At 55.0% G+C, this 9,862-nt stretch carries 10 protein-coding genes; 4 read left to right on the top strand and 6 right to left on the bottom strand.

All coding sequences use genetic code 11. The features are described 5' to 3' along the window. The first annotated feature begins 226 nt into the window (after positions 1-226). From LU699_RS18245 to LU699_RS18260, 4 genes are all read left to right on the top strand, one after another. Positions 227-2,317: an ATP-dependent nuclease gene (locus tag LU699_RS18245; RefSeq protein WP_336246135.1), complete on the top strand. Its 2,091-nt coding sequence runs from the start codon at positions 227-229 to the stop codon at positions 2,315-2,317. Beyond that, complete coding sequence (locus LU699_RS18250; protein ID WP_269781316.1) at positions 2,310-2,819, top strand: AAA family ATPase; 510 nt, start codon at positions 2,310-2,312, stop codon at positions 2,817-2,819. The genes LU699_RS18245 and LU699_RS18250 overlap by 8 nt, the downstream gene beginning before the upstream one ends. Positions 2,820-2,827: 8 nt before the next feature. After that, positions 2,828-3,580, top strand: a complete 753-nt coding sequence (locus LU699_RS18255) for a UvrD-helicase domain-containing protein (protein ID WP_269781317.1) — start codon at positions 2,828-2,830, stop codon at positions 3,578-3,580. Between the two features lie 258 nt (positions 3,581-3,838). Next, positions 3,839-4,252 carry a hypothetical protein gene (locus LU699_RS18260; protein ID WP_232580404.1) on the top strand — a complete coding sequence of 138 codons (414 nt, stop codon included), beginning with the start codon at positions 3,839-3,841 and terminating at the stop codon, positions 4,250-4,252. Positions 4,253-4,447: 195 nt separating this feature from the next. On the opposite strand, the gene LU699_RS18495 is transcribed toward LU699_RS18260, so the two are convergent. The 6 genes from LU699_RS18495 to LU699_RS18290 form a co-directional block, all read right to left on the bottom strand. Continuing rightward, complete coding sequence (locus LU699_RS18495; RefSeq protein ID WP_425491648.1) at positions 4,448-4,693, bottom strand: hypothetical protein; 246 nt, start codon at positions 4,691-4,693, stop codon at positions 4,448-4,450. A gap of 97 nt (positions 4,694-4,790) precedes the next feature. Further along, the gene (locus tag LU699_RS18270; protein WP_232580405.1) at positions 4,791-6,032 is read right to left on the bottom strand and encodes a DEAD/DEAH box helicase; all 1,242 of its coding nucleotides are present in this window, start codon (positions 6,030-6,032) and stop codon (positions 4,791-4,793) included. A gap of 153 nt (positions 6,033-6,185) precedes the next feature. Then, positions 6,186-6,722 (bottom strand): DEAD/DEAH box helicase, encoded by a 537-nt coding sequence (locus tag LU699_RS18275; protein ID WP_232580412.1) that lies wholly within the window; start codon positions 6,720-6,722, stop codon positions 6,186-6,188. An 11-nt stretch (positions 6,723-6,733) separates the two neighbouring features. Further along, positions 6,734-7,648 (bottom strand): hypothetical protein, encoded by a 915-nt coding sequence (locus tag LU699_RS18280; RefSeq protein ID WP_232580414.1) that lies wholly within the window; start codon positions 7,646-7,648, stop codon positions 6,734-6,736. A gap of 108 nt (positions 7,649-7,756) precedes the next feature. Continuing rightward, positions 7,757-8,335, bottom strand: a complete 579-nt coding sequence (locus tag LU699_RS18285) for an ATP-binding protein (RefSeq protein ID WP_232580416.1) — start codon at positions 8,333-8,335, stop codon at positions 7,757-7,759. A 49-nt stretch (positions 8,336-8,384) separates the two neighbouring features. Continuing rightward, entirely contained in the window at positions 8,385-9,266 is an 882-nt protein-coding gene (locus tag LU699_RS18290; protein ID WP_232580418.1) for a DNA-methyltransferase, read from the bottom strand. Positions 9,267-9,862: the final 596 nt, after the last annotated feature.

The following is a 9,862-nucleotide window of genomic DNA, read 5'->3' on the forward strand; positions in this document are numbered from 1 at the left end:
GGTTCGTGCATCTTCACTCGTATCGTCTCAGGAATTTTCGACGCCTGAAGGATGCTCATTTGAGCTGGCTGACGACATATCAATATTCGTAGGATCGAATAACAGTGGAAAAACGTCGGCAACTCAGGCCATCCATGCTTTCGTCACGGGTGGAAGGGATCGTTTCAGTCTCTATGATTTCAGCTCTTCGTGCTGGAAGACTTTCGATGAAGCTGTGAATATCAACTTGGCCGACCCGATTCCCGAGGGTTTCTCACTCCCAAGCATAGACCTTGATCTCTGGTTCGAAGTTGCAGCGCCAGACCTCTATCTAGTAATTCCCTTACTTCCGAGTACAGCGTGGGAAGGAACCAAGGTCGGCATAAGAGTTTCCCTGACAGCTCGAAGCGCCATTAACCTCATTCAAAACTACCAAGAAGCTAAAGCCAAAGGTACAGGGCAGGCTGCGGAATTGCCGCCCGAGTCGCAATATATTCCCTGGCCTCGCTCCATGACGGACTATCTCCAGCGCGAACTAAAGAGCGAATATGAGCTGCGCTACTTCATCTTGGACCGCACGCAATTCGATGAGAGCTTCCGCGAAATCGGCGACTATGTTCCAGATGAACTAGGTGGTGAGCCAGGCGGCGGAACGATTCTGAAATCGCTTATTCATATCGACAACCTCGGGGCTCAGCGACACCTTTCTGATCCTAATCCGGAAGCCGGCGGTAGATCGGAAGATTTGTCAAAGCGGTTGAGCCGTTTCTACAAGCGCAACCTTAATCAGAGGCAAGACGATCACACAGCCCTTAGGGCGCTGTTCGAATCCGAACAAGCGCTCAATGTTCACTTAGATGGGGTATTCAAGCCGACGCTTGATCGGCTCGCTAAGCTTGGCTATCCAGGCATCAATAACCCGCGACTGAAGATTATGTCGGCGCTGGACCCCGCCCACGTCATGAGCCAGGACGCGCGGGTCCACTACCAGATCGGAGATGGCGAAGACACTGCCACCCTTCCCGACAGTTATAACGGGCTCGGGTTCAAGAATTTGATCTACATGGTTGTGGAGATTCTTGACGCCCAAGCCAGGTGGGCGACGATGGACAATCGCCCCCCATTGCACCTGATTTTCGTGGAGGAACCAGAGGCCCATCTGCACGCCCAACTCCAACAGGTCTTCATCCGCAATGTTCTTGAGCTTCTCAATATAGAGGGCGACGATGGAAGTATTTTTGGCAGTCAAATGGTCGTCACGACCCACTCGCCACACATCCTTTACGAGCGAGGCTTCAAGCCAATCCGCTATTTCCGACGCAAGAAAGTCGGCAAGGAACAGTTGACAGAAGTTCTAAATTTATCGGCGTTCTACCAAGCTCAGCCAGACGATCGTGATTTTCTAGAACGATATTTAAAGCTGACTCACTGCGATCTCTTTTTCTCAGATGCCGCTATTCTCGTTGAAGGCAATGTTGAGAGATTGCTCCTGCCCGTAATGATTCGAAAGGTCGCGAGGACTCTCCGATCAGCTTGTCTATGCATTTTGGAGGTTGGCGGTGCCTTTGGGCACCGCTTCCAGTCGCTTATTGAGTTTCTCGGTCTGACAACGCTGATCATCACTGATATTGATAGTGTCGCCCTTGTGGCTCCGGCGGTTGGCGAAGATGTGGATGACGAAGAAGTCGAGGAGTTCGAGGTTCCAGCCGACGCGGAAGAAGACGTCGCTGTGCAGGCCCAGGATAATGGGCAAGATCCGGTCGGTGAGCCTATAGTCCCAGCGCCTAAGAAGAAATACGGCAAGGCTTGTTTGCCCAGTGAACCGGACGCTGCGACTTCGAATCAAACCCTCATCAAATGGCTTCCGGGGAAGCTCACAATCGAAGACTTGCGTAACGCCTCTGAAGCGGACAGAACTCACGTGCTCGAAGACGATACGAAGGTTCGCGTGGCCTATCAGACTGAACGGGCTGTCACTTGGAACGGAGCCACTGAAACCCTCCGCGGGCGCACACTTGAGGAGGACTTTGGCCTTGAAAACCCGGAGTGGTCCCAAGCCGCAGCGAGGAAGCCCCTTGGTCTGATTGTGAAGGGCGGGGCCGCTGGTCCTGCCGCTCTTGCTAAAGGCCTTCATGAGAAGGTTTCGCGGAAGAGTTTCGATAAAACGAAGTTCGCGCTCGCCGTTCTCACTGAAGACGAAAATGCGTGGCATGTACCTGCTTACATCCGTGATGGGCTTGTCTGGCTGAAGGACGAAGTACGGATCGAACTTGAGACCGTGCTGCCCGACGCCGCTCTCATCGCCGAAGATGTCGCGATAGGGGGCGAGCATGAGTAGCCGGGCAAATAAGCCGGACACCCAGGCAGACATTGATCTGCGAAACTGCCTTGGAGACGTTCCGCCGCGCAGCTTCATAATGAAGGCCGGCGCCGGCTCCGGAAAAACTACGTCTCTGATTAAGGGGCTGTCGTCGGCCATCCGAATACACGGTGATAAGCTGAGGAAATTCCGCCAGCGCATTGCCTGCATTACCTACACCGAGATCGCAGCCGGAGAGATATGGAGGGATGTCGGCAGTGATCCGCTGGTTCACGTTTCGACGATCCACAGCTTCATGTGGCTGCTAGCTAAACCGTTTCAGAAAGACATTCGCGTATGGGTGTCTGGGCGCATCGCGGAGAAAATTGAGGCACTTGAACAGAAACAGGCAACCTATGGCCCCAGGGTTCAACAGCGAACAAAGGACAAAGACACCCGAGACCTGGAGCCCTTCGCAGGCAGTCGGGGCGGATCGCCGCAGTCAAAGGCTTCCGGTACGGAACGGGTAGTGACTACGTAAAGGGAATTTTGGGGCACGACGACATTTTGAAGCTTGTGCCGTATCTCATCGCTGAGCGCCCTCTCTTTCGAACCCTTCTCGCGCGCCAATTTCCTTTCGTATTTGTGGACGAGAGTCAGGACACGACCACCGAAGTCATAGAGGCATTGAAGATCGTTGAGCGCGAACCCGGCGTTACATTTTGCCTCGGCTTCTTCGGCGACCCGATGCAACGAATTTATGCTACGGGAACCGGGTTGGTCGAAGCGGCACCGAACTGGGCCGACATTCCGAAGCCAGAGAATTTTCGGTGCTCCACTAAGGTGCTGAACCTGGCAAACGCCATTCGGCGCGATGGTGATGACCTCGTTCAGATTCCAGGCCAACGTCTAGGCCCTGAAGGTATCGTTCCAACTCCTGAAGGGTCGGCCCATCTTTTCGTTTTACCTGCGGACGATACGCGAGATGCCAATCTGGTTCGGGTGCGCGAATGGATGGCGGCACGAACCGGTGATGATCATTGGCGAGCAGGGGATGATGACCAGGAGCGGGTAAAGCTTCTCGTCATTGTTCACCAGATGGCGGCAAAGCGCTTAGGGTTCGGAGAGCTTTACACGGCACTTAATTCCAAAGCGCCGACAGCATTCAAAGACGGTTTTCTGGATGGCTGCATGGCCTCTTTCACCGTGTGTGAAATTTCTGATTCCGATAGCGATTGCCCATACAGAAGGCCGGCAACTCGAAGTGATGCGACTGATCCGAGAGTATTCGCCCCTTCTTGAAAAAGGCGATCTCGCCGGAGCGAACGTCGCAGAGCGGCTTAAAGCACTTAGAGAGCTTGTTGCCTCAATTGCAGAAGGCATAGCCGGGAATTCCAACGTAACGATCGGCGACCTTCTGAAGCAGGTGTACGCCGCAGGGTTATTAATCTTCGATCCCCGGCTAGCATCTTACTTGGACCCGGAAGCAGTTCCACCTGCCCAGCCCGCAGAAGGGGTGACAATGACGACGACCAAGAAGACGATGAGTCCGATAAGGAAATGGCCTCAATGGATGCTTTTTTAGCGTGTCCTGCTAGACAGCTTCTGGCGTACCAGACCTACATTTCAGAGCGCTCACCTTTTTGGACTCAGCAAGGCATCAAGGGTACTGAATTTGATAGGGTGCTCGTCGTGTTAGACGATGCGGAGAGTACCCATTTCCAGTTTTCTTACGAAAAATACCTGGGCCTCAAAGCGCTTTCGGATACCGACCGAAAACACATCGAGGCAGGTGAAGAAACGACTGTGGATCGAACACGCCGTCTTTTCTATGTGAGCTGCACAAGGGCACTAAAAGAACTGGCGGTCGTCCTCTTCACGGCTGACCCCGAACAGGCTGAGGCGCATGTGCGCCAGCTTGATCTTTTTGAAGGCGACTCCATCCATACCCAAGCCGTCTTGGCGCCAGGATAAATCAGTCGCCTTGCAGAATCGCTCTTCCTGATTAGTACGAAGCTTCAGCGCGCCGATCCTGACCCGTCTCCCGCATGCGGGAGACGGCCGGGATGGCACCCCATCCGCCATCCGCCCCCCCGCACGCACGCAGGGTAAGGAAACTGAAAACTGGTGCTAATCAGGTCGCTCTTGGCAAGCACAGCGCGCAGAATTTTATTTGTTTGTGCTTCTGCCGATGCAGAGGGTGATTTCCAGCAGCGAAGCCCCCCCGCTCGTTTTTGTCGAGCCGGCGCGGGCAAGCTCAACTTCACCCTTGCAGGCTGCCTTGAATTCACCGATCTTCACCTCCACTGCTACCAGCCGGCGCAGCTGGCGATTGTCGAACAACCGATCAAGATGAATATCCTCGTTGTCGATCTGGATGACCTTATGCCAGGGAAGAACCGCATTCGCATTCAATTCCGGGGGGGGGGGAATTTACTTTGGCGCCAGCGCCGGTAACGTTTCATTTTCCTTCAGTAAGCGTTGACACCTGTAAAGGCGCATTGCTCCATCTCTACGACGACAGCAAGATCGAGATGCGACCTTCGAAATTTCGGATGATCTGCACTAGGCTGTCATGGGGAATCAGCGCAGGTCCATGTTCTTTCTGAATCCACAGATTTCCAGCCTCGTCGCGAACCGTCCATACTCCAGCGACGCCGTACTGATCCACGATCTGAATGTTCCCCACCGGGAGCCCGCAGCCACGGGGGATGCGTAAGCAGTTGTCAATTGCCGAGAACCGCGCAAATCCTACGCTGTGCGCTCTAACGAATAGTCGGCCTTCCACCTCATGCGCTGTTCGTCCGTTACGGTCCTGATAGATAGACACGGTCAAATACTGCGTATCAACAGCGCTTAGCTTTGTTGCCCAGATCGGGTCGTGCAGGTTGCCCACAACGGCAACATAGCGGGGTATGTAGCTCAAAAGGTCCTCGGCTTGTTCACGGGTCAGGTCTTTAAATGCCCGTACCAAGCTCGTAACACAGGAGTGCTCCGGGTCGCCATAGCGAAAGCAGCGAACTTGAGGCAGAACGTGGTGTTCCAGCGAATGACCTGCCAGTTCGACCTCGACGAACCAATGCGACAAGCTCTTGTGAACAAGCGCCAGATCCGCAACGCGACGCTCGCCCTCTAGGACGAACGCTCCAGCGAACACGCCGCAACGATACTCCGGCATCAAACACGACAGTGCTTTAACGACTTCAGCCTCGAAGTCACCTTCGACATATGTCGTTGGATCGACAAGTTGAAAAATGTTGTCGGGGTGGCACTCGCCGGTCAATAGCTTTTTCATGCCCGGCTCCACGTCACAGTTGCTACGCTTCAAGGCGCTCCTCTTCCTCTTTGAGCCGCTGGATTTCCGGGCCGGTCGCGACGAGCGTATAGATTGAGGCGCCATCCTTGCCCTTCGGGGGCGCACGACCCGGCCCAGACGTTGGATACGCTGGCGCCGCGTCGCCGTACTAGCGGCAATGATGCCGACTTCGGTTTCTGGCACGTTGAAGCCTTCGTCGAGCGCACGACACGTCACCAACACATCGATTTCACCGCGCCGGTACCGCCCCAACATCGCGGCTTTCGTGCGGAGCGGCATCTTGGAGTGATAGACGCCGCTCCTGACACCGTTCTCGGATAGCACGCCGTGGATCAGGTCGCAGGCTTCGATATCTTCATGAAAGATCAGGATACGCTTGCCGCGGTTGGCTGCTACCAGCTTTAACGCCAAACGTATGCGGTTCAGGCTGAGATTCAAGACGCGGGCACGCTTCAGGAACAGTGCAATCGTTTCCTCAGCTTCGGTCCCATGCTGGCTGATGGAGCGCTATGGCCTTGCTGAGCTTGTCATATTCGGCTTGTCTGTCTGCTTCCAGCTCGAAGACTATGTTCTTTAGTTCGAAGGGCACGATTACACGTCACGCAGTGCGTCGGCGTAGTCATAGCTGTAGATGATTTCGCCGAGTGCTGGTACGAGCACTTCCTTCAGGCCGTCGTCATACTGCCGTTCAGGCGTTGCCGAGAGGCCCAAAGACGCGAAGGTTGGAACTTGAAGTGCCGAACGGAACTGCTCAGATGCAGCTTTGTGACACTCATCAACGATTAGGAAGCACTTATGCTGCTCCTGCATGCGCTCAGGCAACTTGGCGGCCGTGTTAAGCACTGCGATGTTAATCGCCCCAAGACGGAAGCGCAGGCTCCCAGTGATGATGTTGATCTCATCTAGATCAAGATCGAAGTAGCTTGCTGCCTCTTCCCACCATTGCTCCAGCAGCGCCGCGGTCGGGACGACGATGAGTGTCGCGACCGGCCGAATGCGATCGACGCATGACAGCGCAAACACTGTCTTGCCGCCGCCCGTAACGACGCTTACGATGCCGCGATAGTTGGCTTGCTCCCAACTAGCGAGCGCATCGACTTGCCACCCTCGCGGCGTCAATTTAGGCATACCGCGGCTCTTCAGCTCTGGCCTGGAGCAGAATCGATCTTATTCCCGAATAGATCAGCCTCCGCCTGCGCGCGGACCTCGGCATCCGCGTTGTCGAGTTGTGTCGCCCGTGCTCGCAGCAAGTCATTCTTCAGGCGGCGCACGCTGTCAGGGTTGACGCGAGAGAGCAGTTTACTAGTTTTGAACTCGGCGACTGCGTCGAAGATGTACTGCTGCACGCATTCGTGCATTGAGTCCTTCGCCTCCAGCGTCTGGTAGTACGGATGCAAGCCATTGATAATGACATGGAGAGTGCTGGGGTCCGCGCCTGGTACAAACGTGACGTGCGGCTCCCACTCGCTGGTCTCCTTCAGCGACATAACCACTTTCAAATCCGGAAGAATGTCGAGCGTGACCAGTTCCTCTTCGGCGGTAAGCGTCTTCAAGATCTGTTGGTTGTTGGCTGCGGTTGTTTCCGGTGGTGGCAGGGCAGCGTTGTTCAGCGCGTCCTTGAACTCATTGCTTGTGAACTCACTTTGCATGCTCTTGGCGAACTCGCGTACTTGTTCCTTCGACCATTTTTGCCGTCCGCCACCTCGCCTGCTCTTGGCGTACTCCGCATAGGCTTTGGTCTCGTTAACAAGAAACTGCTCCAGCTTGTCCTCTTCGTCGCCCTCAAAAAGGATCGCATCTTTCGTATGGGACACAACGAAACCATCGAGTTGCAGGACACCAGTGAGCCGCTGCGCAACCAAGTTGTTGGCGCCTTCGTCATCGACACCGCCATAAATGGCCTTCGGCTTCCAGGCATTCGGGAAGCCCTGAATCTGACGACCATTCTGGAAGAGAGAGAAGCCACCGAATTTCCGACCACCCTTGCGTAGTACACCGATCCAGCCCTTGACCTTCTTGCCATCGATGTCGAGTTCCGGTAGATCACGGCACATGACCGTGCCAGACGGGTCGGTGTCCAGTCGCTGTCCTGAGGCGGTGCCACTTCCTCGCCGTTGTAGGTCAACTTCAGTGCTACCTGGCCCTTGTCGTCTGGCCGCAGGTCAAACATGTACATCGAACCCAGATAGGTCTTGATGGTCTCTTCGGAGCGCTTCTGAATCACGCGGCGTAGGTCTGTGATCGTGATGCGCGTGTAGTGCACATCCTTGCTCACTGACTTCATGGTCAGCGGACCTTCGCACCGTGATTCGCAATCGCGTCGACATCGACCGTCGCGGTCCATTCTTCGCCGCTGCCCATTCGCAGGTCGTCACGGACCACTTTGCGCCGATCCAGCATGCGGCCGTTTTCATGCCCATGCCATACTTCGATCGACCCTTGCTGTCAGCTGTTGGATTCGCGATCTTCAGCGCGGCGATCAAGTCTGCCTTGGTCATCCCAATCGAGTTGTCCTCGATCATGATTTCCTTGGTCTGTCGGTTGTGGACGATGGACACCGTCAGCGGCTGGCCTTCGGACTTCAGCAGTTCATCGACAAGCGTTCCATAGTTAAGACGCGACTGGGTTGAGTTGTCTACGAACTCGGCTAGCGCGAACCACATCGTGTAGCTCAGACGGCTATAGGCATCGATCGCCTTTGGGCCGACACTCAACTCGGCTTCGTCAATGTTCTGCGTCATTCGTTAGCTCCCCCAGGTTTAAGAAACATGCCCAACCTTCGTCGGCGGCTTAGGATACTGAAAACGAGTCGAGGGTTATGCCATCGCCGAAGCGTCCACGGGACCCTTTAATGTATTCCTCAGATGCCTCGATGCTGATCCAAAACCGCTCAAGATCCTCTGCAGCGCAACCCGTAGTGTTGCTGCCACCGAACGGGTCTAAGACAATGTCACCCGGCTCCGTCAGAAACTTGATGAAGAACTTTGCTAGATCGCTTGGCATCCGTGCCGGGTGCAGTTGGAATTGGTTTTCCCTGCAATACGTCTGATATGCGTCGGAGGCTAGTGTATTTGCATATGTCAGAACGTTCGAAGGAATTGCACCACCATTGTTCTTCAGGAACGAGGTCTCTCCGATGTCATGTTCCGAGGGGCGCTTACCGGCGTTGTACGAGCCTTTTTTCAGCAAATCCTTCATGGACTTGCTGTATTCCTGGAGCACGCGCTGATTGCTCGCTTTGGGTTTCTCGTTTGGTGACAGCCACCACAGCTTCGTGAAACTATCTTTCACCCTAATACGCTCGACATTGACCCACTGTGCCGGTGACGGCAACTTCGCCGGGTTCTGCCAGATGAACTCTTGGCAGAGGTGAAGATCGTTCTTGGATTGAAACTCAAGAAGCGCGCGTAGCGCCAGTGTGGACATTACTGGCGAGCCAGGCTCCCAAGAGTTTCCCATCTCGATCACGATAGATCCGTCCGGTGTGAGCATTTTCTTGAAGAGCGGGCCGAACGTGCAAAGCCAGCGGATATAACTTTCCCCCGTCTCATTGCCATAGCGCTTCTTACGGTTCAGTGGGAACGGCGGTGATGTGAAGATCAAGTTCACCTTGCCTTCAAAACGCGCCAGCGATCCGTCGCCAAGAATTTCGTCGGACTTGCCGTGGAGCATGCGGCCCCGTGCAGTTGCGTAGGCAACGTTGGATGGCGGCCGCCCATGAAGGGGTTCATCAGCCGCGCACTTGCGTCTTCTCCCGGTTACTAGCGTAGTTGTCTGCATGCGGGCCTGTGGTTCTACTTGAGTTCTGTTGAAGACGGATAATTTAGACTTGGTGGTAACGCGACACAGTGTCCAGCTATGCAGCGATGATCTCCACCCCACGCTTTTGCACGAGGTGCAGCAGCTTCAAGGCGGTACCTGCGGGCCTCTTCTGGCCGATCTCCACTTCTGCACAGTGGAGACGCTGGTGTTGAGCAAGCGTGCAAAAACGGCTTGGCTGACGTGCGAATCCTCTCTGATGCGCTTGATCTCATCCGGTTGGAGCGGCGAGACCGGAGGCACGCTCAGCTGATCGAACTCGCGGAGCGTGACCTGATCCATCGCGCCGGCTCTGCTGAGGCCTCTTACAGTCCCATGCGCAGCTTTCAAAAGGTGCGACTCGGTTTTTCGCATGACTTTGCCTTTGTCCGATCAATGCCACTTCGTGCAGGATCGCTGGTCCCATACAAGCCGACGCAATTTTATAGCACCAGGTGATACCTGTGCAA

Origin of the sequence: Luteimonas fraxinea (assembly GCF_021233355.1) — a bacterium.
GTDB lineage: Bacteria > Pseudomonadota > Gammaproteobacteria > Xanthomonadales > Xanthomonadaceae > Luteimonas > Luteimonas fraxinea.

Coding starts and splice junctions, on each gene's coding strand:
- LU699_RS18250 (WP_269781316.1), top strand. CDS start 2,310: ATGAGTAGCCGGGCAAATAAGCCGGACACCCAGGCAGACATTGATCTG.
- LU699_RS18260 (WP_232580404.1), top strand. CDS start 3,839: ATGGCCTCAATGGATGCTTTTTTAGCGTGTCCTGCTAGACAGCTTCTG.
- LU699_RS18275 (WP_232580412.1), bottom strand. CDS start 6,722: ATGCCTAAATTGACGCCGCGAGGGTGGCAAGTCGATGCGCTCGCTAGT.
- LU699_RS18280 (WP_232580414.1), bottom strand. CDS start 7,648: ATGTGCCGTGATCTACCGGAACTCGACATCGATGGCAAGAAGGTCAAG.
- LU699_RS18285 (WP_232580416.1), bottom strand. CDS start 8,335: ATGACGCAGAACATTGACGAAGCCGAGTTGAGTGTCGGCCCAAAGGCG.
- LU699_RS18290 (WP_232580418.1), bottom strand. CDS start 9,266: ATGCTCCACGGCAAGTCCGACGAAATTCTTGGCGACGGATCGCTGGCG.